Below are 25901 nucleotides of genomic sequence, written 5' to 3'. Positions count from 1 at the left end.
GCCTCAGCGGGATCTGACTGTACCCTACACTGAGAATATTATTATGAATAAATATCTGAAAATATTCAGCGGCGCTGCTATGGGCCTGATGTTATCCACCAGCGCTTTTGCGGCTGCCGATTATGCGGTGGTATTAAAAACATTATCCAACCCTTATTGGGTGGATATGAAAAAAGGCATTGAAGATGAAGCTAAAACGCTGGGCGTTAGTGTTGATATTTTTGCTTCGCCTTCGGAAGGGGATTTCCAGTCGCAATTACAGCTTTTTGAAGATTTAACTAATAAGAAATACAAAGGCATCGCTTTTGCGCCGCTCTCCTCGGTCAACCTCGTGGTGCCGGTGGCGAATGCCTGGAAAAAAGGCATTTACCTGGTCAACCTCGATGAAAAAATCGATATGGATAACCTGAAAAAAGCCGGCGGCAACGTCGAAGCCTTTGTTACCACCGATAATGTGGCGGTCGGCGCGAAAGGCGCAGGCTTCATCATCGATAAGCTCAGTGCCGCAGGCGGCGACGTGGCCATCATCGAAGGTAAAGCAGGTAACGCCTCCGGCGAAGCCCGTCGCGTAGGCGCCAGCGATGCCTTTAAGAAAGCCAGCCAGATTAAACTGGTTGCCAGCCAGCCCGCCGACTGGGACCGCATCAAGGCACTCGATGTGGCCACCAACGTGCTGCAGCGAAATCCAAATCTGAAAGCCTTCTACTGCGCGAACGACACCATGGCGATGGGTGCCGCTCAGGCGGTGGCTAACGCCGGGAAGACCGGGAAAATTCTGGTGGTTGGCACCGACGGTATCCCGGAAGCCCGTAAGATGGTGGCTGACGGGCAGATGACCGCCACCGTAGCGCAGAACCCGGCGGATATCGGTGCGACAGGCCTGAAGCTGCTGGTAGATGCGGCGAAAACGGGCAAGGTGATTGCGCTGGATAAGGCCCCGCAGTTTAGCCTGGTGGATTCGGTACTGGTGACGAAATAGTTTTAAACCTGAGTCGCCTGATGCCCTCACCCCGGCCCTCTCCCACAGGGAGAGGGAGAAAAAAGGAGTAGCCCTCGTCCGCAGGGAGAGGGTGAAAGAAGGAGTAGTCATCTCTCGCGGGCAAAGGTGCAAAAAGAGTACTAAAAGAAAAGCAGTGGCAGCAGTTATTCCCTCTCCCTTTCGGGACGAGAGAGAACATCAACATCAGCTCGGTACCGTCCCCTCTCCCCTGTGGGGAGAGGGTTAGGGTGAGGGGAAACCTTCGCTAAAAATGATTGAGGCTCGTCATGGTCACGCCATACATTGCAATGGCGGGGATCGGCAAATCCTTTGGTCCGGTTCACGCATTAAAATCGGTTGATTTAACAATATTTCCCGGCGAAATTCATGCGCTGCTCGGGGAAAATGGTGCAGGTAAATCAACCCTAATGAAAGTCCTGTCGGGTATTCACGAACCGACCAAAGGCACCATTACGATTAATAACGTTAATTATGAAAAGCTTGATCATAAATTAGCGGCACAGCTCGGCATTGGGATTATTTATCAAGAACTCAGCGTCATTGATGAATTAACGGTTTTAGAAAATCTTTATATTGGCCGCCATACCACTAAAAAAGTCTTCGGGATTAATATTGTTGACTGGAAAGAGATGCGTATTCGCGCCGCGATGATGCTTTTGCGTGTCGGCTTAAAAGTGGATCTCGATGAAAAGGTGGGTAATTTATCCATCAGTCACAAGCAAATGTTAGAAATTGCCAAAACATTAATGCTGGACGCCAAAGTCATTATTATGGATGAACCCACCTCTTCTTTAACCAATAAAGAAGTGGATTATCTTTTTCTCATCATGAATCAGCTGCGGAAAGAAGGCACGGCGATGGTGTACATCTCCCACAAGCTCGCCGAAATCCGCCGCATCTGCGACCGCTACACGGTCATGAAGGACGGCAGCAGCGTCTGCAGCGGCCTGGTCAGCGACGTCTCCAACGACGACATTGTGCGCCTGATGGTCGGTCGCGAGCTGCAAAACCGCTTTAGCGCAATGAAAGAGAGCGCCGGGAACGTCGAGCCTGACGTGGTGTTTGAGGTGAAGAACGTCAGCAGCCGCGACCGCAAAAAAGTGAAAGACATTTCGTTCAGCGTCAACCGGGGCGAGATCCTGGGTTTTTCCGGCCTCGTCGGCTCCGGGCGCACCGAGCTGATGGACTGCCTGTTTGGCGTGGACAAACGATCAGCCGGGGACATTCTGCTTAACGGGAAAAACATCTCGCCCAGCTCGCCGATGGACGCGCTGAAAAAAGGCATGGGCTACATCACCGAAAGCCGCCGCGATAACGGCTTCTTCGCCAACTTCTCCATCGCCCAGAACATGGCCGTCAGCCAGAGCCTCAAGCGCGGCGGTTACAAAGGCGCGATGGGCCTGTTTAACGAGGCTGAGGAGCGCCAGACTGCCGAAGCCCAGCGCCAGCTGCTGGCGCTGAAGTGCCACAGCGTCGACCAAAACATTACCGAACTTTCCGGCGGCAATCAGCAGAAGGTGCTGATTTCTAAATGGCTGTGCTGCAATCCGGAAGTGATCATTTTCGATGAGCCTACCCGCGGCATCGACGTCGGCGCGAAGGCCGAAATCTACAAAGTGATGCGCCAGCTGGCGGATGACGGAAAAGTCATCCTGATGGTGTCGTCTGAGCTTCCCGAAATTATCGCCGTCTGCGACCGCATTGCCGTGTTCTGCGAAGGGCGACTGACGCAAATCCTGACCAATCGCGACGATATCAGCGAAGAGGAGATTATGGCATGGGCATTACCACAAGAATGAAACGCGAAGAAAGCGAGAAAAAACCGTTCAATTTCGCCCAGTTTTGGGACAAATACGGCACCTTCTTCATCCTCGCGATTATCGTCGCCATCTTCGGCACGCTCTCCGCTGAGTACTTCCTGACGGCCAGCAACATCAGCGCCATCTTTGTGCAAAGCTCGGTGACAGTGCTTATCGGTATGGGGGAGTTCTTCGCCATTCTGGTGGCGGGGATCGACCTGTCTGTGGGCGCGATTCTGGCGCTTTCCGGCATGGTCACCGCCAAACTGATGCTGGCGGGCGTTGATCCGTTCCTTGCGGCGCTGATTGGCGGCGTGATTGTCGGCGGGCTGCTCGGGGCGATTAACGGCTGCCTGGTGAACTGGACGGGGCTGCATCCGTTCATCATCACCCTCGGTACCAACGCCATCTTCCGTGGCATCACGCTGGTTATCTCTGACGCCAACTCGGTGTACGGCTTCTCGTTCGACTTCGTGAACTTCTTCGCCGCCACGCCGCTCGGTATCCCGGTGCCGGTGATCTTCTCGCTGATTGTCGCCGGGATACTGTGGTTCCTGACCACCCGCACGCGTCTCGGCCGCAATATTTACGCCCTCGGCGGCAATAAGAACTCGGCGTTCTATTCCGGCATCGACGTGAAGTTCCACATGCTGGTGGTGTTCATCATCTCCGGCATCTGCGCCGGGCTGGCTGGCGTGGTTTCAACCGCGCGTCTTGGGGCGGCAGAGCCGCTGGCGGGCATGGGGTTTGAAACCTACGCCATCGCCAGCGCCATCATCGGCGGCACCAGCTTCTTCGGCGGCAAGGGCCGGATTTTCTCGGTGGTGATTGGCGGCCTGATCATCGGCACCATCAACAACGGGCTCAATATTCTCCAGGTACAAACCTATTACCAGCTGGTGGTAATGGGCGGGCTTATCATCGCTGCGGTGGCCCTGGATCGGTTAATCAGTAAATAAGAACGGCAGATGCGTTGGCCGCACCCGCTGTCAGAAATCCATAGATTTACAGGAGCTTGTAATGAAAATTTCCCCCTCTTTGATGTGCATGGATCTGGCAAAATTCCAGGAACAGATTGAGTTTATCGACCTGCACGCGGACTACTTCCATATCGACATTATGGACGGTCACTTTGTGCCGAACCTGACGCTGTCCCCGTTCTTCGTCGGCCAGGTCAGGAAGCTTGCCAGCAAGCCGCTGGACTGCCACTTAATGGTCACCCGCCCGCAGGATTACATCGTCCCGCTGGCGCAGGCCGGGGCGGACATTATCACCCTGCACCCGGAAACCATTAACGGCCAGGCCTTCCGCCTCATCGAAGAGATCCGCCGCCACGGCATGAAAGTTGGCCTGATTTTGAACCCGGAAACGCCGGTTGAGGCGATGAAGTACTACATTCATAAGGCAGACAAGGTGACGGTGATGACCGTTGACCCAGGGTTTGCCGGCCAGCCGTTTATCCCAGAAATGCTGGACAAAGTGGCCGAGCTGAAAGCCTGGCGTGAGCGCGAAGGGCTGAGCTACGAGATTGAAATTGACGGTTCCTGCAACGCGGCAACCTATGAACGACTCATGGCCGCCGGGGCAGATGTGTTTATCGTCGGCACTTCCGGGCTGTTTAACCACGCCCGGGATATCGACGAGGCCTGGCAGGTGATGAGCGAGCAGATCCTGGCGGCCAAAGACGAGGTTATGCCCCATGCCAAAACCGCTTAACGTGGTGGCCGGAGTGGATATGGGCGCCACCCATATCCGCCTGTGTTTGCAGGACGAGTCCGGCACGGTGCTGCACTGTGAAAAACAGCGCACGGCAGAGATTATCGTGGGTGGCGTAGTCTGCGGGATCGCCCACCTGTTAAACGATCGACTGGATCACTTTCACGCCCGCTGTCGCGGCATGGTGATGGGGTTCCCGGCGCTGGTGGGCAAAGACAAGCGCACGATCATCTCCACGCCGAATTTGCCGCTTTCCGCGCTGGAACTGAACGAGCTGGCGGGCAAGCTGGAGGATGCGATCGGCTGCCCGGTCGAGTTTTCTCGGGATGTAAACCTGCAGCTCTCTTTCGACGTCGCGCAAAACGGCCTGCAGCATCAGCAGGTGCTGGGGGCTTATCTCGGCACCGGCATGGGCTTTGCCGTCTGGCTGAACGGCGCCCCCTGGACCGGCGCCAACGGGGTTGCCGGGGAACTGGGCCATATTCCGCAGGGCGATATGCACCTGACCTGCGGCTGCGGCAATGCAGGCTGCCTGGAGACGGTGTGCTCGGGGATTGCCCTGAAACGCTGGTACGACGCCAGCCCGAAAACGTACGAAATTGGCGAGCTGTTTACCTTTGCCGCCCAGGAGCCGTTTGTCGTTGCCCTGCTCGACCATGCGGCGCGCGCCATCGCCACCAGCATCAACCTCTTCGACCCGGATGCGGTGATCCTCGGCGGCGGGGTGATGGACATGGTCGATTTCCCGCGTGAGGCACTGGTGGCGCAGACGAAACGCTATCTGCGCCGCCCTTTGCCGCATGATGCTGTGCGCTTTATCGACGCGTCGTCCTCGGCCTTCAACGGCGCTCAGGGTGCGGCTACGCTGGCCCGCGCCTGTTTCTTGCCCGCGCTTTACGTAGCGCCTCAGCAAGCTGCGCTCGGGTAAACGGCTTGCGCAGCAGCTCCACATCGGGCAAGTGCTGTTCGCTGCGGCGAAGGTCTTGCCCGCTGATCAGCAACAAATCCAGCTGAGGATGGTGGCGGCGAGCCTGCTGCAGCACATCCGCGCCGCTTAACTCGCCGGGCAGCATCAGGTCGCTGATCACGAGGCCAATGTCCGGCACCTCCGTCATTAGCTCCAGCGCCTGCTGGCTGTCGCTGGCTTCCAGCGTCAGATAACCCAGCTCATGCAGCTGCTCGCACAGCGTCTGGCGTACGTCCGGTTCGTCTTCCAGCACCAGCACAAGCTGGTCGGCAATGTCGGCCTGTTCACCGGCCAGCGGCAAGGCCTCCGGTTGCACCTCCGCAGATGCACGAGGCAGTTGCAGTATGACCCGAGTCCCTTTGCCTGGCTCGCTTTCTATTTGCACCCGCCCGCCGGACTGGCGCACAAAGCCATACACCATCGACAGCCCCAGCCCGCTGCCGCTGCCGGTCTGTTTGGTGGTGAAGAACGGCTCAAACACCTGCGCCTTCACTTCATCCGTCATGCCGTGGCCGGTGTCGGCCACTTCAATCACCACCATATCCTGTTTGCGCCCTTCGCCGCGCACCACGCGCTGGTTCCAGGTGCGGATTTTGATTTCACCGCTGCGGCCTTCCATGGCGTCCCTGGCGTTCATCACCAGATTGATGATCGCGTTCTCCAGCTGGTTAACGTCGATCCACGCAGGCCAGGCGGGCTGCTGGGCTTCTACGCTAAGCGTAAGGTGGGCGGGCAAAGAGTGGCGCATCAGCGGATCGAGGTTTTCCAGCAGGCTTTTCATCGCCACCGCACGCGGATGCAGCGGCTGCTTACGGGAAAAGGCAAGCAGCCGCTGGGTAAGCTGAGCGCCCCGTTCGGCGGCCTTCAGCGCACGCTGAATGCGCACGGCGTCCGGTGAGTCTGTCGCGGTCAGCTCCAGGCTGCCGATAATCACCGCCAGCAGGTTATTAAAATCGTGCGCCAGGCCGCCGGTGAGTTGCCCCACCGCCTTCATTTTTTGACTGTGCACCAGCGCCTCTTCCAGCGCCTTGCGCTCGCTGCGTTCCAGCACCACGTTCACCATGCCCCGCCCCGGCACCGGGCTAAAGCGCAGCTCGATGGTACGCCCGTCCGCCAGCCTCAGTTCCTGCGGCTTCGGCAAAGGCCGGGAAAGATTGCCGAGCATGTGTTCCTGCAGCGGCGTGACCTGTTTGAGTAGCCCGAGGTAGTGCTGGCCACGCTGCAGGCGCTGTGGGTCCAGCCCCAGCAGCAGCGGGTACTGCTGGTTCCACACCACCAGGAAACCGTCGCTGTCGAACAGCGCAAAGCCGTCGCGCATGGCGTGGAAGGTGGTTTCCAGCAAGGTACTTTTCTCTTTCAGCAGGCGCGAAGTGTGCTCCAGCGACGCGGTATTGCGGGCAAAGACGTTAAACGCCCTGGCCAGCTCGCCCAGCTCATCACGCCGCTGCTGCGCAGGCACGCTGACCTCTTTTTCGCCCTTCGCCAGCCGCGTCATCGCCTGGGAAATGGCCGTTAAGTTAGAGCCGAGGTTGCGGTAGATATACAGCCCGGCGAAGCCGGTGATCACCAGCGCCAGCAGGGCGAACAGGCCGATAAAGGCGATGATGGACTGCAAATCCCGGTGGCTTTGCTGGCTGCGCTGCCGGGACTCTTCCCCGACTTTTTGCACGTACAGGTTGATGTCCTGATTCAGAAAAGCCACCAGCGCTTTGATGTGGTACATGTGCCAGGCGATGCCCAGATCGCTTTCCTCAAGCTGGGCAGAGAGCGGCGGCAGCTGCTGCAGGCCGCTTCTGAACTGCTGCAAAATGCTGTCCGCCAGCGGCGATGGCGCTTGTGCGGGCAAGAGCTGCATCACTTCGCTAAGCTGGCGTACCGCTGGCCTCGGCGAAGAAGACTGAATCGCCACCAGGATCAGGCGATCCATCTCTTTGAGCAGCGCGGCATCCGGCACGTTCAGCCCTTCGCGCGCGTTAACCTCCTGCAGGTGCTCAAGATAGCTCTGGTTCTGGTACAGGGCGCTCAGCAGCAGGTTGCGCTGCAAGTGGCGGCGGTGCCCCATCACCAGCATGTTGGTGACGCTGCTTTCCAGCTCGTTGCTGCGGGCGATGATCCGGCTGACCAACTGTGGTTCGCGCCTGGCCAGCGGCGCGGTAGCCAGATGAGAAAGCGAGTTTTGCAGCGAAAGCTGGGTCTGCTTCAGGCTTTCCGCTTCGCTTTGGTATTCCAGCGCGCCGACAACCTGAGAAAGCCTGACCGCCGCCGTCGCCACGTTGGAGGTGTCGCGCGCCAGCTCCATGCTGCCGGACATGTCGAGCAGCGTTTGCCCCTGCACCTGTTCCTGCAGGCGGCTGGCATGTTCAAAACCGAGCACCGCCACGCCGCAGACCATCAGCGTGACCGCCACCACCAGCAGGTTGAAGAACAGCAGGCGGCCACGGGCGCTGGCGAAGAAGGACGGGCGAGGCTGGGTCATAGAGGCTCCGTGGTTGTTTTTTCCCCTCACCCTGACCCTCTCCCCAGAGGGGAGAGGGAAAATAGAGGACAACGAATAGCGCGCCGCCTTTCCCCCTCTCCCTTTCAGGGAGAGGGCCGGGGTGAGGGTCACACATTCACTCCAGTTAAGCATTGCACGGATTTTGATAAATATTTCCACGCCGGGAATGTGATCCAGGTTAACTATTCAACTCTATGACAAATATGAACGGCGGCTGACATTTTGCATTTACCGGCGCGTGGTTGACTGGCCCTATAAATAACCACCACAGGCGCCGCACCATGAGCAGAGTTCCCATTCTGGAAATGCGCAATATTGCCAAGTCGTTTGGCAAATTTTATGCGCTAAAAGGCGTCGATTTAACGGTCTTCCCCGGTGAAATCCATGCGCTAATGGGCGAGAACGGCGCGGGCAAAAGTACCCTGATGAAGATCCTCGCCGGGGCTTACATCGCCACCAGCGGCGAAGTGCTGATTGACGGTGAACCCTACGCCATCAAAGGCCCGAAAGATGCCCTCAACGCTGGCATCACGCTGATTTACCAGGAGATGCAGCTCGCGCCAAACCTTACCGTGGCGGAGAACATTTTCCTTGGCAGCGAGCTGGCGCGCGGCGGCCTGGTGCAGCGTAAAGAGATGGTGCAGCAGGCGCAGGCGGTGATTGACCGCCTCGGGGCGCAGTTTAAAGCCACCGACCTCGTGATGAAGCTCACCATTGCCGAGCAGCAGCAGGTTGAGATTGCCCGTGCGCTCCAGCGCAACAGCCGTATTCTGGTGATGGATGAACCCACCGCCGCCCTCTCCTCTCGCGAAACGCATCGCCTGTTTGAGCTGATTTTCCGCCTGCGCGATGAAGGCATGGCGATTATCTACATCAGCCACCGCATGGCGGAGATCTATGAGCTGTCTGACCGGGTCAGCGTGCTGCGCGACGGCCAGTACGTCGGCAGCCTGACGCGCGAAAACCTGAACGCCAGCGAGCTGGTCAAAATGATGGTGGGCCGCCCCCTCAGCGACCTGTTTAACAAAGAGCGGGATATCCCATTGGGCAGCCCTCGCCTGAATGTCCATCACCTGACGGACAACGGCAAAGTACAGCCCGTCAGCCTGCATGTTCGTTCCGGGGAGATAGTCGGCCTGGCCGGATTGGTTGGCGCGGGACGTTCAGAACTGGCACAGCTGATCTTCGGCGTGCGCAAACCTACGGGCGGCTCGATTGAGATCGACGGCCAGCTTGTGACGCTGCACTCCCCCCGCGAGGCGATTCAGCACGGCATTGGCTTCCTGACCGAAAACCGCAAAGAGCAGGGGCTGTTCCTTGAGCTGGCCGCGCAGGACAACATCACCATGGCCACGCTTGAGCGTGACGCCCACTTCGGCATGCTCGACCGCAAAAAAGCCCAGACCATTTCCGACGACGCCATCAGCCTGCTGAATATTCGCGTCCCTCACGCACAGGTTCGCGCCGGGGGCCTGTCCGGCGGCAACCAGCAAAAACTGCTGATTTCCCGCTGGGTTGCCATTGGCCCGCGCATCCTGATCCTCGACGAGCCAACGCGCGGCGTGGACGTGGGCGCAAAAAGCGAGATTTACCGCATCATGAACCAGCTGGCCCGCCAGGGCGTGGCCATTTTAATGATTTCCAGCGAGCTGCCCGAAGTGGTGGGCATGAGCGACCGGGTGTACGTCATGCGCGAAGGCAGCATTGCCGGCGAGCTGCTGCGCCACAACATTACGCAAGAAAATATTATGACCCTGGCTACCGGCGTGACCGAGGCCCATAAGAAAGAGGTGCACCATGACTAACTCAGGCACGCAACCGGTGGCAAAATCCGCCTCGCTCAAAAAAGCCCTGTTCGGCGATTTGATGCAAACCGTCGGTATTCTGCCGATTCTGGTACTGATCATCGCCGTCTTTGGCTTTGTCGCCCCTAACTTCTTCACCGAGTCTAACCTGCTCAATATCGCCCGCCAGTCGTCCATCAACATCGTGCTGGCGGCGGGAATGACCTTCATTATTCTGACCGGCGGTATCGACCTGTCCGTTGGCTCCATCCTCGGTACCACCGCCGTCACGGCGATGGTGGTGTCGCTGATGCCCGGCTGGGAAGGCCTGTCGATTCCGGCGGCGCTGCTGATGGGCACCGGGCTGGGGCTGTTTAACGGCATGCTGGTCGCCTGGGCTGGGCTGCCGCCGTTTATCGTCACGCTCGGCACCTATACCGCGCTGCGAGGCGCAGCGTATCTGCTGGCCGACGGCACCACAGTGATTAACTCCAACATCAACTTCGAGTGGATTGGTAACGCCTATCTCGGCCCGGTGCCGTGGCTGGTGGTTATCGCCCTGCTGGTGATTGCGGTGTGTTGGTTCATTCTGCGCCGCACCACGCTGGGTGTTCATATCTACGCGGTGGGTGGCAACATGCAGGCGGCACGCCTGACCGGTATCAAAGTGTGGATGGTGCTGCTGTTCGTGTACGGCATGAGCGGGCTGCTTTCCGGCCTGGGCGGCATCATGAGTGCGTCACGGCTTTACAGCGCCAACGGTAACCTCGGCGTGGGCTACGAGCTGGATGCGATTGCCGCCGTTATCCTCGGCGGAACCAGTTTCGTGGGAGGAATTGGCACCATCACCGGCACGCTGGTGGGGGCGCTGATTATCGCCACGCTCAACAACGGCATGACGCTGATGGGCGTCTCCTATTTCTGGCAATTGGTGATCAAAGGGGCGGTGATCATCATAGCGGTGCTGATCGACAAATACCGTACCCGTCACAATCAAAGTGCATAACAACAAAACCCTACCCTACGAGTGAGGAAAACAGCATGCGTTTGAAACCTATAGTTACTGCGTTACTGGCTGGTGCAATGATCGCAGGCGCGCCGTTTGCCCAGGCGAAAGAGTTAAAGTCGATCGGCGTGACGGTGGGCGACCTCGCCAACCCGTTCTTCGTGCAGATCACCAAAGGTGCCGAGCTGGAAGCCCGCAAGCTCGCCGGTGATAACGTGAAAGTGACGCTGGTCTCCAGCGGCTACGATCTTGGCCAGCAGGTGGCGCAGATCGACAACTTTATCGCCGCGAAGGTGGACATGATCATCCTTAACGCCGCGGATTCTAAAGGGATCGGCCCGGCGGTAAAACGCGCGAAAGACGCCGGGATCGTTGTTGTGGCGGTGGACGTTGCGGCAGACGGCGCCGATGCCACGATCACTTCCGATAACACTCAGGCCGGGCAAATGGCCTGTAAGTACATTTCGGATCGCCTGAAAGACAAAGGCAACGTGGTGATCATCAACGGGCCGCCGGTTTCCGCCGTGCAGAACCGCGTCGAAGGCTGCGAAACCGAATTCAAAAAACACCCGGATATTAAGATCCTTTCGTCTAACCAGAATGCTAAGGGCAGCCGTGAAGGTGGCCTGGAAGTGATGACCTCGCTGCTGGCGGCGAATCCGAAGATCGACGGCGTGTTTGCGATCAACGACCCAACGGCGATCGGGGCCGATCTGGCGGCAAAACAGGCTCAACGTAACGAGTTCTTTATTGTCGGCGTGGACGGCAGCCCGGATGGGGAAGAAGCCCTGAAGCGCGGCGGCAGCTCGCTGTTTGTGGCGACCCCGGCCCAGGATCCGCAGGTGATGGCGGCGAAAGCGGTTGAGATTGGCTATGACATTTTGCAGGGCAAACCCGCGCCGAAAGGCCCGGTGCTGATCCCGGTGACGATGATCGATAAGAGCAATATCGGCAGCTACAAAGGGTGGACGGTGAAGTAATTTGCCCCTCACCCCGGCCCTCTCCCCAAAGGGGAGAGGGAGAAAATCGTAAGTCCCCTCTCCCCGAAGGAAGAGGATTAGAGTGAGGTTTTATCCTCTTCGGTCGAGTCAGAACGCCGTCAGTCCCCTCTCCCTTCCAGGGAGAGGGTTAGGGTGAGGGTTTAACCTCTCCGGCCGAGTCAGCACGCCGTCAGTCCCCTCTCCCTTCCAGGGAGAGGGTTAGGGTGAGGGTCCACATCAAAGGAAGGCCAGATGAAACGCTCCGAGGTCAATCAATACCTGAATGAAACCCGGCAGTTTTTTGCCCGCCACGGTGTACAACTACCACCGTTCGCCAGCTTCCCACCGCAAAAATGGCTGCAGGTTAACCCCCGCAGCTGGCAAGAGGTCTTCGATCTGAAACTCGGGTGGGACATCACCGACTTCGGCGGCGGCGACTTCCTGACAATGGGCCTGACGCTATTTACCCTGCGCAATGGTTCCCCGGAAGGCGCTCCCTACGCCAAATCCTACGCCGAGAAAGTCATGCATGTGCGTGATAACCAGATGACGCCGATGCATTTTCACTGGAGCAAGCAGGAAGACATCATCAACCGCGGCGGCGGGAACTTGATTGTCGAACTGTGGCAGTCCGATCCCTTCGAACAGCCTGACGAAACAGACATCACAGTGGTGATTGACGGCTGCCGCCAGACGCACGCGGCGGGCAGCCAGCTGCGCTTATCGCCCGGCGAAAGCATCAGCCTGGTGCCGGAGATGTACCACAGCTTTTGGGGTGAGCCGGGCTATGGCGACGTGCTGGTCGGTGAAGTGTCGATGGTTAACGATGACGACCACGACAACCGCTTTTTAAAACCGCTTGAGCGCTTCAGTACCCTTACCGAAGATGCTGCCCCGGCGCTGCTTTTGTGCCATGAATACCGGCAGTTTATCTAGCCGGAAAGCTTCGCGGCCGCCACGGCGGAATCTGCCACGGCCGCTTTCCCCCTGGCAAGCACCAGGCTTTCATAATCAGCCATGCCGGACAGGCCTTTGCCGAGAAGTATCGCGGCAAGATCGGCGGCATCTCTCAGCGCCGTATTAGCGCCAATGCCGCCAGCCGGACTCATGGCGTGGACGGCGTCACCCAGCAGCGTGACGTTTCCAGGCAGCCAGGCAATGGCCGGATTGCCGTAGCGAACCGGCAAGGTCGCAATATGTTCAGGCAAAGTCCGTTGAATAAGTTTTTGCAGCATCGGGGGAAGAGACAGACTGCCTAAGGGAACACCTAACCGCGAACCAGAGCCGATTAGCGCCCAGTAAAGATAATCCTCGGTCTGCGTGAGGCTGCCACCAAACCCTGCCTTTGCCGCAAGCGCCGTAAAGTCTGGCCGAAAACGCATTTCATCCACAATGGCGCTGAACCCGTCACAAAACACCACGTTAGTGCCTTCGTACTCGGCTTTTTCTGCCGTTAAAGCGCTTTTGCCATAAAGGCAGAGATAGCCAGAATCCATCGGCACGGCATCAGGGGCAAGCTGTGCCCTGACCCGTGAATTAACGCCGTCCGCGCCGACCAGAAGCTGGCAGCTTGCCTCGGCCGCATGAGCAAACCTTAGCCCTACCCGGCCTTCACTTTCCTGATGGTAACCCTCTAAAGCGTGGCCGTAGCGCAGAGACCTCTCGAGGCCGCACATCAGGATTTCCCGCAGCGTCTGGCGGTGAATGCTTAAGTCTGGCTCGAGATCGGGGTTTTGTTCGGCCTGATGCCAGCCTTCAGGCTGGCGGCCATTGGCCTCTTGCCCGGTACGATCCAGAAAACGCCCTTCCGTGCTGGCTACCGAGGCCGTTTGCCGGAAAAGCTGATAAAGCGCAGGAGGCAACACCTCCGCCAGCGCCCGCTGCCCCTGGGCATCGATCCGAATTCGGTAGCCCTGAATACGGCTGTCGGCTGCCGGATCTGCCTCGTAAACGGTGACGCTAATGCCGCGACTTTTCAGGCCCTGAGCCAGCGCCAGCCCGCCCAGTCCCGCACCAATAATTGCAACGCTTGAAGTACTCATGAGCCTTCCTTTGTGGTTTGTTCTGGTTCCACAAAAGAGTTGCACGGCTCGACCGCGCAAGGATAACGTTATACGGACGATAAATAGTGAAAACCGGCCATGATAAAAAATACTCCTCAGTCACCAGCCCCCGACTACAGCGAATGGCTTAGCGGCCCGGCGCTGATTGCGCTTGAAGGCAGCGTCGCACCTGAAAGTGAATATCTGCTCGGCACGCGTGAGGTGGCCTGGCATCAGCATCTGCGCGGCCAGGTTTTTTGCGTTGAGTCTGGGTTACTGCACGTTCACACCGCCGACGGAGCCTGGTTTTTGCCTCCTCATCGCGCCAGCTGGCTGCCGCCGGGCGTCACCCACAAAGTCAGCATCAGCGGAGCCGTCAAAGGCTGGACGCTGCTGATTGCGCCCGAAAGCTGCTCGGGTTTGCCGGAAAAGCCCTGCGTGATTGCCGTTTCAGAGGTGCTTCACGCGCTCGCCCGTCGCGCCTGCCAATGGGATAAGCAGGCGGAACCCGAGCCGGAACAGCAGCGCATGGCCGCCGTTATTTACGACGAGATTTGTCGTGCGCCGCATGAAGCGCTGCATTTACCGATGCCGACGGACAACCGGCTGAAAAAAGTGGCTTCTGCGCTGCTCGCCAACCCCGGCGATGAGCGGACTTTTGAAGCGTGGGCGGCATTCGGGGCGCTTTCGCCCCGCACTCTGCGTCGCCTTTTTGTGGCGGAAACCGGCCTGAATTTTGCCCAGTGGCGCAGGCAGGTTCGGCTGACCCACGGGCTGGATAAGCTGGCGCTGGGGATGTCGGTGTCGGAGGTTTCAGAATTACTTGGCTATGCGTCGCCGGGCAATTTTATTCATATGTTCAAAAATGCCTTTGGCACTTCACCCGCCCGCTATTTTTCCGCAGGCAAATAACCGCTAAACCGCATTATTTTCGCCGTGGGTGATGTCGGCGGCGAAGACGTAACCCACGCCGCGGATGGTGCGAATCAGCGTGGGCTGGTGCGGATTGACCTCGATTTTTCGGCGCAGCCGCATGATTAATACGTCGATGGTGCGGTCGAACACTTCGAGGCTTTCGCTGTGGGTTAGCTCGAGCAGCTTTTCTCGCGACAGCACTTTCCTGGCGTTCTGCACCAGGGAAAGCAGCAGGCCATATTCGCCCTGAGTGAGATCAACCTGCTGCTGTTGAGCATTCATCAACTGGCAGCGATCGGTGTCCAGCCGCCAGCCGTTAAACTGCAGCCCGCTGGTTTTGGTCGGGCTGCTTTCTACGGCCAGCGCTCCGCTGCGCCTCAGCACCGCCTTCACCCGCGCGACGACCACGCGACCGTTGAACGGTTTGGCGATGTAGTCATCGGCGCCCATTTCCAGCCCCACCACTACATCGGACTCGCTACCCATGCCGGTCAGCATCACCACCGGTAAAGCGGGACGCAGTTTCTGCACCTGCTGAAGCACCAGCAGGCCGTTGGTATCCGGCAGCATCATGTCCAGCAAAATCAGCGCCACAGAAGGCTCTGACGCCACAATTTGCAGCGCTTCATTCCCGCTGTGGCATACCAACACATCAAAAACGTGTTCACTGAGCACATCGCGCAGCACGTCGCAAATGGCCTTGTCGTCATCCACCACCAGGATTGCAGGTTTCATTATTGTCTCCGGAGGGGAGGAGGTTCTTTTTAGTGTGAGCGATTGTTGATTGCGCGCCGCAGAAAGAACACAAATCCGTGCGGAATTTTCTATCACTGTCACAAATGGCCGTCAGTTCGACACGTCATTTATGACGAAATCCCCGGTCTTTCGTCAGCCCATTCGCCGGATACCCGCCAAACCCGCGCCAATACCCACTCACTCTATGTGGCATAGATAATGCATTGAGTGGCGCAGCAAGGCGGTTTGCATTTATCGCCGCACTTAAATGACAGCATTGACTGGAGCAACATGATGAAAAAAGTCGTCACGGTTTGCCCCTATTGCGCCTCGGGTTGCAAGATAAACCTGGTGGTGGATAACGGCAAAATCGTCAAGGCGGAAGGCGCACAGGGTAAAACCAACCAGGGCGACCTGTGCCTGAAGGGGTATTACGGTTGGGATTTTATCACTGACACCAAAATCCTTACCCCGCGCCTGAAAACTCCGATGATTCGCCGCGAGCGCGGCGGCAAGCTGGAAGCCGTATCCTGGGACGAAGCGCTGGATTACGTCAGCTCACGCCTGAGCGAGATCAAAGCCAAGTATGGCCCGAACGCCATTCAAACCACCGGCTCCTCACGCGGGACCGGCAACGAAACCAACTATGTAATGCAAAAATTTGCGCGCGCCGTTATTGGAACCAATAACGTCGATTGCTGCGCACGTGTCTGACACGGCCCATCGGTTGCAGGTCTGCACCAGTCGGTCGGGAATGGCGCGATGAGTAACTCCATCGTCGAGATTGAGGATACTGATTTAGTCTTTGTGTTCGGGTACAACCCGGCAGATTCACACCCTATCGTGGCTAATCGCGTGATTAAGGCGAAGCAGAAAGGGGCACAGATTATTGTTGTCGATCCGCGCAAAATTGAAACCGCGCGCATTGCCGACATGCATTTAAGGTTACGCAACGGCTCAAACATCGCGCTGCTGAATGCGATTGGCCACGTCATTATTGAAGAGAATCTTTACGACCACGCTTTCGTCGCTTCTCGTACCGAGGGCTTCGAGGAGTATCGCAAAATTGTTGAAGGCTATACGCCGGAATCCGTAGAAGAAATCACTGGCGTCAGCGCCGGGGAAATCCGTGCGGCCGCGCGTATGTATGCCAAAGCCAAAACGGCCACCATCCTGTGGGGCATGGGCGTGACCCAGTTCTACCAGGGCGTGGAAACCGTGCGCTCGCTCACCAGCCTGGCGCTGATGACCGGCAACCTCGGCAAGCCTAACGTGGGTGTGAACCCGGTTCGCGGCCAGAACAACGTGCAGGGTGCCTGCGATATGGGCGCGCTGCCGGATATGTTCCCCGGCAATCAGTACGTTCGTGACGCGGAAACCCGCAGCAAATTTGCGGCAGCCTGGGGCGTTGACGCTCTGCCGGAGGCTAACGGCTACCGCATCAGCGAACTGCCTCACCGCGTCGAGCACGGGGAAGTCCGTGCGGCCTATATTATGGGGGAAGATCCGCTCCAGACCGACGCCGAGCTTTCCGCCGTGCGCAAAGCGTTTGCCGGGCTTGAGCTGGTGATTGTGCAGGACATCTTCATGACCAAAACCGCCGCCGAGGCAGACGTTATTTTACCGTCCACCTCCTGGGGCGAGCATGAAGGCGTCTTCACCGCCGCCGACCGTGGCTTCCAGCGCTTCTTTAAAGCGGTTGAGCCGAAGTGGGATCTCAAAACGGACTGGCAGATTATCAGCGAAATCTCCACCCGTATGGGCTACCCGATGCGCTACAGCAACACCCAGGAAATCTGGGACGAGCTGCGCCACCTGTGCCCGGACTTCTACGGGGCAACCTACGAGAAGATGGGCGAGCTGGGCTATATCCAGTGGCCTTGCCGGGACACGTCCGACGCGGATCAGGGCACTTCTTACTTGTATGAAAGCAAGTTCGAACGCCCTAACGGGCTGGGGCAGTTCTTCACCTGCGACTGGGCACCGCCTATCGATCGCGTCACCGACGAGTACCCGATGGTGCTTTCGACAGTGCGTGAAGTTGGCCACTACTCCTGTCGTTCAATGACCGGGAACTGTGCAGCCCTGGCAGCGCTGGCCGATGAGCCGGGTTATGCACAAATCCACGTCGAAGATGCCGCCCGGCTGGGCATTGAAGATGAAGCATTGATTTGGGTGAATTCGCGCAAAGGCCGGGTTATTACCCGGGCAGCGGTCAGCGAACGTCCGAATAAAGGCGCGGTGTACATGACCTATCAGTGGTGGATTGGTGCCTGTAATGAGCTGGTGACGGAGAACCTGAGCCCGATTACCAAAACGCCGGAGTACAAGTACTGCGCCGTGCGCGTCGAGCCGATCGCCGATCAGCAGGCCGCCGAGCAGTATGTGATTGATGAGTACAACAAGCTGAAGGCCCGGCTGCGCGAAAGCGCGATGGGGTAAGACATCCCCTCACCCTAACCCTCTCCCCAAAGGGGAGAGGGGATAAAGAAAATGTATTCTCATTCACCCCTTTGAGGAATTTTCCTCCCTCTCCCCTGTGGGGAGAGGGCCGGGGTGAGGGGCTTTACTTAACTACTCGCCTTACTGTCAAACTTCCCAAAAAGCTCACGCTCATAGGCCTGGGCTTTTTTATGGTCGAACTTATGCTCCCACTTGGCGATAACCAGCACCGCCAGCGCGTTGCCGACCACGTTCAGCGCGGTACGCGCCATATCCAGAATACGGTCAACCCCGGCAATAAACGCCAGCCCTTCCAGCGGAATACCGACGCTGCCAAGCGTCGCCAGCAGTACCACGAAGGAGACGCCCGGCACGCCGGCAATCCCTTTTGAGGTCACCATCAACGTCAGCACCAGAATGATTTCCTGCCACAGCGACAGCTCAATGCCATACAGCTGAGCAATAAAGATCGCCGCGATGCTCTGATAAAGCGTGGAGCCGTCCAGGTTAAACGAGTAGCCGGTTGGCACCACGAAGCTGGTAATCGACGCCGGTGCGCCATAGGCTTCCATCTTCTCGATGATACGCGGCAGCACGCTCTCGGAGCTGGCGGTAGAAAACGCCAGAATCAGTTCGTCTTTCAGAATGCGCATCAGGATGGTGATTTTCAGCCCGCACAGGCGCGCCACCGCGCCCAGCACCACCAGCGCAAAGAAGGCAATCGCCACGTATACCAGCACCACCAACTTCAGCAGCGGCCAGAGCGAGGCAAAGCCAAAGTTAGCCACGGTCACGGAAATCAACGCGAAAACGCCCACCGGCGCATAGCGCATCACCATGTGCGTCACCTTGAACATGGTTTCAGAGATGGAGCGGAAAACGGTCACCAGCGGCTCGCGATGAGTCGCGGGCAGCGACGACAGCCCCAGGCCAAACAGCACCGAGAAGAAGATGATCGGCAGCATCTCGCCCTTCGCCATTGATGCCACGATGTTGGTAGGCACGAGCGACAGAATAGTACCCATCAGGCCGTGAGCATGGCTTTGTACGTCCTGCGCCGTATGTTGGTATTTCGAAATATCCACGGTAGCAAGCTGCGACATATCTATGCCGTGGCCCGGCTGGAAAACATTCGCGAGCGTAATGCCCAGAATGATGGCAACCGTCGTGATCACTTCGAAATAAATGATGGTTTTAGCGCCGATGCGGCCAAGCTGTTTGGCGTCGCCGACGCCCGCAATCCCGACCACCAGGGTGGAAATCACAATCGGCACAACGATCATTTTGATCAGGTGAATAAAGATATCGCCCGCCGGTGACAGCAGGTTAGCGACCAGCCATTCACGGCTATCACTTTGATAATGTAGAAAACTTCCCAGGATAATGCCCAGCACCAGCGCCAGCAAGATTTGCCAGGCCAGGCTCATTTTAAAGTTTTTCATAACGACGACAGTTCCTCAAAAAAACGCCATTCCCATGCTGTTGACTCAGGAGAAGGTCACAAACTGAAAGGGGGTATGACAAACATCAGGTGTTAAGCGGGGTTTTTTAAAGCGCCGTATCAGTACCATCCCGATAGCCTGCTGCGCAACCCTTCATTTTTAGGGTTATGCACTTACATTGCATAGATAAACAGGATTTTTCGGGGGAATATGAATATAACTTATTGTTATGGAAAAAATTTCATTATTTGTTTTTGGAAATAAGTACCAAAGGTAATTAATTCTTATGATTCATCTGTTTGAACAATTTTTGCGCGATTATTTTAATGCGTGATCTGCCGCCCAAAAAGTAAACAAAGCTGCCAATACCCCTACTATTAACGTTTGTGTGACATATTATTAACATCCTAAAGGAGAAAAAAAGCCATGAGCCAAGTACACAAACACGCTATTCCCGCAAACATTGCGGACCGTTGCCTGATAAACCCGGAGCAGTACCAGGCCATGTATCAACAGTCGATACAAGACCCGGATGCGTTTTGGGGCGAACAAGGGAAAATTCTCGACTGGATCAAACCGTATCAAAAGGTGAAAAACACCTCTTTTGCGCCGGGAAACATCTCTATCAAGTGGTATGAGGACGGGACGCTTAATTTAGCGGCAAACTGCCTCGACCGGCACCTGAAAGAACGGGGCGATCAAACCGCTATCATCTGGGAAGGCGACGACGCGACCCAGAGCAAAAACATCACTTACCGCGAGCTGCATCGCGATGTCTGCCGTTTTGCCAACACTTTGGTCGAACTGGGCATTAAGAAAGGCGATGTTGTCGCGATTTATATGCCGATGGTGCCGGAAGCCGCCGTTGCCATGCTGGCCTGCGCGCGCATTGGCGCCGTACATTCCGTGATCTTTGGCGGCTTCTCGCCGGAAGCCGTAGCCGGACGCATCATCGACTCCAGCTCTCGCCTGGTGATCACCGCCGATGAAGGCGTGCGCGCCGGGCGCTCAATTCCGCTGAAAAAGAACGTGGATGACGCGCTTAAAAACCCAAATGTGAAAACCGTTGAGCACGTTATCGTCCTGAAGCGCACCGGCGGCAAAATCGACTGGCATCAGAACCGTGACCTGTGGTGGCACGAGCTGACAGAGAAAGCCAGCGACCAGCACCAGCCGGTGGAAATGAACGCTGAAGATCCGCTGTTCATCCTCTATACCTCTGGCTCCACCGGCAAGCCAAAAGGCGTGCTGCACACCACCGGCGGCTATCTGGTGTATGCCGCGACCACCTTTAAATATGTCTTCGACTACCATCCGGGCGATGTTTACTGGTGTACCGCCGACGTGGGCTGGGTGACCGGGCACAGCTACCTGCTTTACGGCCCGCTGGCCTGCGGCGCGATCACGCTGATGTTTGAGGGTGTGCCTAACTGGCCGAAACCAAACCGCATGGCGCAGGTGGTCGACAAGCATAAGGTGAATATTCTCTACACCGCGCCAACCGCCATTCGCGCGCTGATGGCCGAAGGGGATAAAGCCACCGAAGGCACCGACCGCTCTTCGCTGCGCATTCTTGGTTCCGTGGGCGAGCCCATCAACCCGGAAGCCTGGGAGTGGTACTGGAAGCACATCGGCAATGAGAAATGCCCGGTGATGGACACCTGGTGGCAGACGGAAACCGGTGGTTTTATGATCACCCCGCTGCCGGGTGCAACCGAGCTGAAAGCGGGCTCCGCGACTCAGCCGTTCTTTGGCGTTCAGCCTGCGCTGGTCGATAACGAAGGCAATCCGCAGCTGGGTGCTACCGAAGGCAACCTGACCATTACCGACTCCTGGCCAGGCCAGGCGCGTACGCTGTTCGGGGACCACGAGCGCTTCGAGCAGACTTACTTCTCCACCTTCAAAAACATGTACTTCAGCGGCGACGGCGCGCGCCGTGACGAAGACGGTTATTACTGGATCACCGGCCGCGTGGATGACGTGCTGAACGTGTCCGGCCATCGCCTGGGGACCGCCGAGATTGAATCGGCGCTGGTGTCCCATCCGAAGATTGCCGAAGCCGCGGTGGTGGGGATTCCGCACAACATTAAAGGCCAGGCGATTTACGCCTACGTGACCCTGAACCACGGCGAAGAGCCGACGCCGGAGCTGTACGCCGAAGTGCGCAACTGGGTACGCAAAGAGATAGGCCCGCTTGCCACGCCGGACGTGCTGCACTGGACCGATTCGCTGCCGAAAACCCGCTCCGGCAAGATCATGCGCCGCATCCTGCGCAAGATTGCCTCCGGTGACACCAGCAACCTGGGCGATACCTCCACCCTCGCCGACCCGGGCGTAGTAGAAAAACTGCTGGAAGAAAAACAGGCTTTATCCATACCTTCGTAACCTTGTTCTCCCCCTCTCCCGTTCAGGGAGAGGGAATAACTACAAATACCTACCCTACAAAAACCTCTGGAGATTCTGTGATGAATGACACCATTTATCAGCGGATAGAAAGCAGTGCGCATTTCAGGGAGTTGGTTTCCAAAAGGCAACGGTTTGCCGCCCTTCTGTCACTGATTATGTTAGTGATTTACGTTGGTTTTATTTTGCTGATTGCCTTCGCACCCGCGTGGCTTGGCACCCCGTTGCATGACGGCACCAGCGTCACGCGGGGCATCCCTATCGGCATCGGCGTGATCGTTATTTCCTTCCTGCTCACCGGGGTTTATGTCTGGCGTGCTAACGGCGAATTTGACCGCCTGAATAACGAAGTGCTGCGTGAAGTGGGGGTTAAATGAAACGTTTTCTTGCGGTCTTTGCCGCTCTGCTGCCGGCCGGTGCCTTTGCCGCCGATGCCATAACCGGCGACGTGCAGCGCCAGCCAACGAACTGGCAGGCGATTATCATGTTCCTGATTTTCGTCGCTCTGACGCTGTATATCACTTACTGGGCGTCCAAGCGCGTTCGCTCCCGCAGCGACTATTACACCGCGGGCGGCAACATTACCGGTTTCCAGAATGGCCTGGCGATTGCCGGTGACTTTATGTCGGCGGCCTCGTTCCTCGGGATTTCCGCGCTGGTGTACACCTCAGGTTATGACGGCCTGATTTACTCCCTGGGCTTCCTGGTCGGCTGGCCGATTATTCTGTTCCTGATCGCCGAGCGCCTGCGTAACCTGGGCCGCTATACCTTTGCCGATGTGGCGTCGTATCGCCTCAAGCAGGGGCCAATCCGCACGCTGTCTGCCTGTGGATCGCTGGTCGTCGTTGCCCTTTACCTGATTGCCCAGATGGTTGGCGCCGGGAAGCTCATCGAGCTGCTGTTCGGCCTGAACTACCACGTCGCCGTGGTGCTGGTAGGCGTGCTGATGGTGATGTACGTGCTGTTTGGCGGCATGCTGGCGACGACCTGGGTACAAATCATCAAGGCCGTGCTGCTGCTGTTCGGCGCAAGTTTCATGGCGTTTATGGTAATGAAGCACGTCGGTTTCAGCTTCAATAATCTGTTCAATGAGGCAATGGCGGTGCACCCTAAAGGCGCGGCGATCATGAGCCCTGGCGGGCTGGTGAAAGACCCTATTTCTGCGCTGTCTCTGGGCCTCGGCCTGATGTTCGGCACCGCTGGTTTGCCGCATATTCTGATGCGCTTCTTCACCGTGAGCGACGCCCGCGAAGCTCGTAAAAGCGTGTTTTACGCCACCGGCTTCATGGGTTACTTCTACATCCTGACCTTTATCATCGGTTTTGGCGCCATCATGTTAGTAGGTGCTAACCCGGCGTTTAAAGACGCGGCGGGCGCGCTGATTGGTGGCAACAATATGGCGGCGGTTCACCTCGCCGACGCAGTGGGTGGGAACCTGTTCCTCGGCTTTATCTCTGCGGTTGCCTTCGCCACCATCCTCGCGGTTGTGGCCGGGTTAACGCTGGCGGGCGCCTCAGCGGTGTCTCACGACCTTTACGCCAACGTCTTCCGCAAAGGCGCATCCGAACGCGATGAGCTGAAAGTGTCGAAAATCACCGTTCTGGTGCTGGGAGTGGTGGCTATCCTGCTGGGCATTCTGTTTGAAAAACAGAACATTGCTTTCATGGTGGGGCTGGCATTCTCCATTGCCGCGAGCTGTAACTTCCCGATTATCCTGCTGTCGATGTACTGGTCGAAGCTGACCACGCGCGGTGCAATGATTGGCGGCTGGCTCGGCCTGCTGACGGCGGTAGTGCTGATGATTCTGGGCCCGACTATCTGGGTGCAGATCCTCGGCCACGAAAAAGCGGTCTTCCCGTACGAGTACCCGGCGCTGTTCTCTATTCTGATTGCGTTTGTCGGCATCTGGCTGTTCTCGATTACCGATAATACGCCGGAAGGTAAGCTGGAGCGGGAGAAGTTCCGCGCGCAGTTTATTCGCTCTCAAACCGGTATCGGCATCGATCAGGGACGGGCTCATTAGTTAGTAAGTACTTACCGGGGCTATTGCGGCCCCGGTAGGTTAAAACATCAACCAGCTGACCAGCGGTGCGACCAAAACCGTCACCACGCCGGACAGCATCATCACCAGGCTGGCAATCACCCCTTCCTGCGGCCCAAGCTCATAAGAGCGAGCGGTACCCGCGCCGTGAGAAGCCGCACCGAACCCCGCGCCTTTGGCTATCCCTTCCCTGATCGACAGGCGCAGAAACAGCACGTCCCCTACCGCCATACCGAACACGCCGGTGATCACCACAAACAGCGCCACCAGTTCCGGCTCGCCGCCGATGGGCTTCGCGGCCGCCAGAGCAAAAGGCGTGGTAATCGAGCGCACGGCAAGGCTACGCTGAATGCCGTCCGGCAGGGTAAATAAACGGGCCAGCCAAATCGAGCTGGTCACCGCCACTATCATGGCCGTCAGCACGCCCGCAGAAAGCGACATCCAGTGGCGTTTTATCACCCGGAGGTTGTCATAAACCGGCACCGCAAAAGCAATGGTGGCAGGCCCAAGCAACCACAGCAGCCAGTGCGCCTCCCCCATGTAGTTGCTGTAGGAGATATGGCCGAAGACAAGCATCCCCACCAGTAGCACCGGCGTAAAGACCAGCGGCATCAGCGGCAGTTTGCGAAAACGGCGATACAGGCGTTTATTGGCGAAGTAGAAAACCAGCGTGACCACAAGGCACAGCACGCTGAGCTGGAAGTTAGTCATGACGGGACTGCCTGCGAGCTTCGCGAGCCAGTTCAAAACGATAGACTTTTTCCACCACAAAGGCCGTGCTGCCAAGCACCAGCACGGTACTGACCGCAATCACGGCAAAAATGCGCCAGCCTTCCACCATCAGCAGCTGCGAGTAGTTCACCACCGCCACAACCGCCGGAACGAAGAACAGCAGCATCTCGGCCAGCAACCATTTCGACCCTTCCCTGACCCATTTCAGCGGCACAATGCGGCAAATAATCAGCGCCAGCAGGAGCAACATCCCCACCAGGTTCGCGGGCAGCGGCAGATGCCCCCACGTCACCAACTGTTCGGCAAAAACAAAAAGTCCGGCGTACAGGGCAACCTGCACGGGGACACGCAGGCTATGCATTACAGCAGGCGTAAAACGGCCTAACGCCAAAGCCATGATCGGTGCTCCAGAAAAAATACCAGCCCCGATTATAGAGAGCGGTTCATCGCTACTGAAATGAATTAAAATCATTGCAGGTATAGTCAACAGGAATAGTTATGGACATCAGAACGCTGCGTTATTTCGTTGAAGTCGTCCGCCAGCAGAGCTTCACCCGGGCGGCGGAGAAGATGTTCGTCACGCAGCCCACCATCAGCAAAATGCTGCGCAACCTCGAGGATGAGCTGAACTGCACGCTGCTGATCCGCGACGGCCGCCGTCTGCTGCTGACCGACACCGGCCAGGTGGTGTTTCAGCGCGGGCTGGCCATCCTCGCCGAGTTTCGCCAGCTTGAGGCCGAACTGAGCGACATCAAGCAGCTCACCAACGGCGTGCTGCGCCTCGGCATTCCGCCCATGGTCGGCACGCTGATGACCGGCCCAATCGGTGTGTATCAGCACCGCTACCCCGGCGTGGAGTTTAAGATTTCCGAGTTCGGCGGCCTGACGGTGCAGCAGGCGGTGCTTAATGGCGATCTCGATTTGGCGGTGACGGCTATCCCCGTAGAAGATGAAGGCGCGCTGACGGTAATGCCGCTGTTCCGCCATCCACTGTGTGTATTGGTGCCTCGTTCAGGCCCGTGGATTGGCCGCACCAGCGTTGACCCGGCCGAGCTGGCCGAGCACCCGCTGCTTATCTACAACGAAGATTTCTCTCTTAGCCGTCAGCTTATGCAGCTGTTTGCCGACAACGGTTTTACCCCGCGCATTGCGGTGCGCAGCGGGCAGTGGGATTTCCTTGCGGCGATGGTTCAGGGCGGTGTGGGAATTGCCGTGCTGCCGGAGCCAATTTGCCGCAAGCTTGACCACACCACGCTGATGTGGCTGCCGCTGAACAGCAATCTGAGCTGGCAGTTAGGGATGATTTGGCGTGAAGGGGTTTATATTTCGCAGAGCGCACAGGCGTGGATTGATTGCTGCAGAGAGTTCTGGCCGGCAGTGGAAACCGGCCAGAACTAGCG

Annotated in this window: 21 protein-coding genes; 15 read left to right on the top strand and 6 right to left on the bottom strand. The window is 57.6% G+C overall.

What is annotated here, in order from left to right:
- Positions 1-43: 43 nt before the first annotated feature.
- From alsB to alsK, 5 genes are all read left to right on the top strand, one after another.
- On the top strand, positions 44-979 hold the full coding sequence (gene alsB, locus LH23_RS06865; RefSeq protein ID WP_039289414.1) for a D-allose transporter substrate-binding protein: 936 nt from the start codon (positions 44-46) through the stop codon (positions 977-979).
- A gap of 287 nt (positions 980-1266) precedes the next feature.
- Complete coding sequence (gene alsA, locus LH23_RS06860; RefSeq protein ID WP_039289412.1) at positions 1267-2799, top strand: D-allose ABC transporter ATP-binding protein AlsA; 1533 nt, start codon at positions 1267-1269, stop codon at positions 2797-2799.
- Positions 2778-3758 carry a D-allose ABC transporter permease gene (gene alsC / locus LH23_RS06855; protein ID WP_038476559.1) on the top strand — a complete coding sequence of 327 codons (981 nt, stop codon included), beginning with the start codon at positions 2778-2780 and terminating at the stop codon, positions 3756-3758. The genes alsA and alsC overlap by 22 nt, the downstream gene beginning before the upstream one ends.
- Before the next feature lie 61 nt (positions 3759-3819).
- Positions 3820-4515, top strand: coding sequence for a D-allulose 6-phosphate 3-epimerase (alsE, locus tag LH23_RS06850; RefSeq protein ID WP_039289409.1), 696 nt, complete (start codon positions 3820-3822; stop codon positions 4513-4515).
- Positions 4499-5443, top strand: coding sequence for an allose kinase (gene alsK, locus LH23_RS06845; protein WP_039289407.1), 945 nt, complete (start codon positions 4499-4501; stop codon positions 5441-5443). Before alsE ends, alsK begins: the two co-directional genes overlap by 17 nt.
- Here the strand turns inward: alsK and LH23_RS06840 are convergent.
- Complete coding sequence (locus tag LH23_RS06840) at positions 5376-7958, bottom strand: ATP-binding protein (RefSeq protein WP_039289405.1); 2583 nt, start codon at positions 7956-7958, stop codon at positions 5376-5378. The genes alsK and LH23_RS06840 overlap by 68 nt on opposite strands.
- 302 nt (positions 7959-8260) lie before the next feature.
- Here LH23_RS06840 and LH23_RS06835 point away from each other — a divergent pair, with 302 nt between their 5' ends.
- From LH23_RS06835 to LH23_RS06820, 4 genes are all read left to right on the top strand, one after another.
- Complete coding sequence (locus LH23_RS06835) at positions 8261-9784, top strand: sugar ABC transporter ATP-binding protein (RefSeq protein ID WP_039289404.1); 1524 nt, start codon at positions 8261-8263, stop codon at positions 9782-9784.
- A complete protein-coding gene (locus LH23_RS06830) occupies positions 9777-10769 on the top strand; it encodes an ABC transporter permease subunit (RefSeq protein ID WP_008455753.1) in 993 nt (330 codons plus the stop codon). The genes LH23_RS06835 and LH23_RS06830 overlap by 8 nt, the downstream gene beginning before the upstream one ends.
- Positions 10770-10804: 35 nt before the next feature.
- The gene (locus LH23_RS06825; protein ID WP_008455755.1) at positions 10805-11749 is read left to right on the top strand and encodes an ABC transporter substrate-binding protein; all 945 of its coding nucleotides are present in this window, start codon (positions 10805-10807) and stop codon (positions 11747-11749) included.
- Positions 11750-12001: 252 nt separating this feature from the next.
- Entirely contained in the window at positions 12002-12685 is a 684-nt protein-coding gene (locus tag LH23_RS06820) for a D-lyxose/D-mannose family sugar isomerase (RefSeq protein WP_039289401.1), read from the top strand.
- Here LH23_RS06820 and LH23_RS24355 read toward each other — a convergent pair.
- On the bottom strand, positions 12682-13791 hold the full coding sequence (locus LH23_RS24355; protein ID WP_039289400.1) for an FAD-dependent oxidoreductase: 1110 nt from the start codon (positions 13789-13791) through the stop codon (positions 12682-12684). The genes LH23_RS06820 and LH23_RS24355 overlap by 4 nt on opposite strands.
- Positions 13792-13890: 99 nt before the next feature.
- Here LH23_RS24355 and LH23_RS06810 point away from each other — a divergent pair, with 99 nt between their 5' ends.
- On the top strand, positions 13891-14703 hold the full coding sequence (locus LH23_RS06810) for an AraC family transcriptional regulator (RefSeq protein ID WP_039289397.1): 813 nt from the start codon (positions 13891-13893) through the stop codon (positions 14701-14703).
- A 3-nt stretch (positions 14704-14706) separates the two neighbouring features.
- Here LH23_RS06810 and LH23_RS06805 read toward each other — a convergent pair whose 3' ends face one another.
- The gene (locus tag LH23_RS06805) at positions 14707-15441 is read right to left on the bottom strand and encodes a response regulator (RefSeq protein WP_039289395.1); all 735 of its coding nucleotides are present in this window, start codon (positions 15439-15441) and stop codon (positions 14707-14709) included.
- Between the two features lie 294 nt (positions 15442-15735).
- Between LH23_RS06805 and fdhF the strand changes: the two genes are divergently transcribed.
- Positions 15736-17883: a formate dehydrogenase subunit alpha gene (gene fdhF / locus LH23_RS06795; RefSeq protein ID WP_081946055.1), complete on the top strand. Its 2148-nt coding sequence runs from the start codon at positions 15736-15738 to the stop codon at positions 17881-17883.
- Positions 17884-18011: 128 nt separating this feature from the next.
- On the opposite strand, the gene gltP is transcribed toward fdhF, so the two are convergent.
- Positions 18012-19325: a glutamate/aspartate:proton symporter GltP gene (gene gltP, locus LH23_RS06790; protein ID WP_008455769.1), complete on the bottom strand. Its 1314-nt coding sequence runs from the start codon at positions 19323-19325 to the stop codon at positions 18012-18014.
- A 426-nt stretch (positions 19326-19751) separates the two neighbouring features.
- Between gltP and acs the strand changes: the two genes are divergently transcribed.
- The 3 genes from acs (at position 19752) to actP (ending at position 23751) form a co-directional block, all read left to right on the top strand.
- Complete coding sequence (gene acs / locus LH23_RS06785) at positions 19752-21710, top strand: acetate--CoA ligase (RefSeq protein ID WP_039289388.1); 1959 nt, start codon at positions 19752-19754, stop codon at positions 21708-21710.
- Between the two features lie 80 nt (positions 21711-21790).
- Positions 21791-22105 carry a DUF485 domain-containing protein gene (locus tag LH23_RS06780; protein ID WP_039289387.1) on the top strand — a complete coding sequence of 105 codons (315 nt, stop codon included), beginning with the start codon at positions 21791-21793 and terminating at the stop codon, positions 22103-22105.
- Positions 22102-23751 (top strand): cation/acetate symporter ActP, encoded by a 1650-nt coding sequence (gene actP / locus LH23_RS06775; protein ID WP_039289385.1) that lies wholly within the window; start codon positions 22102-22104, stop codon positions 23749-23751. Before LH23_RS06780 ends, actP begins: the two co-directional genes overlap by 4 nt.
- Before the next feature lie 39 nt (positions 23752-23790).
- On the opposite strand, the gene LH23_RS06770 is transcribed toward actP, so the two are convergent.
- Positions 23791-24480: an LrgB family protein gene (locus LH23_RS06770; protein WP_039289383.1), complete on the bottom strand. Its 690-nt coding sequence runs from the start codon at positions 24478-24480 to the stop codon at positions 23791-23793.
- Positions 24473-24898: a CidA/LrgA family protein gene (locus LH23_RS06765; protein ID WP_039289381.1), complete on the bottom strand. Its 426-nt coding sequence runs from the start codon at positions 24896-24898 to the stop codon at positions 24473-24475. Before LH23_RS06765 ends, LH23_RS06770 begins: the two co-directional genes overlap by 8 nt.
- 101 nt (positions 24899-24999) lie before the next feature.
- Here LH23_RS06765 and LH23_RS06760 point away from each other — a divergent pair, with 101 nt between their 5' ends.
- Complete coding sequence (locus tag LH23_RS06760) at positions 25000-25899, top strand: LysR family transcriptional regulator (protein WP_039289380.1); 900 nt, start codon at positions 25000-25002, stop codon at positions 25897-25899.
- The last annotated feature ends 2 nt before the right edge of the window (positions 25900-25901 follow it).

Source organism: Cedecea neteri, assembly GCF_000758305.1.
In the GTDB taxonomy this organism is placed as follows: domain Bacteria; phylum Pseudomonadota; class Gammaproteobacteria; order Enterobacterales; family Enterobacteriaceae; genus Cedecea; species Cedecea neteri_C.
Note: the sequence above shows the minus strand (reverse complement) of the source record. Positions and strands in the feature narration are given on the sequence as shown.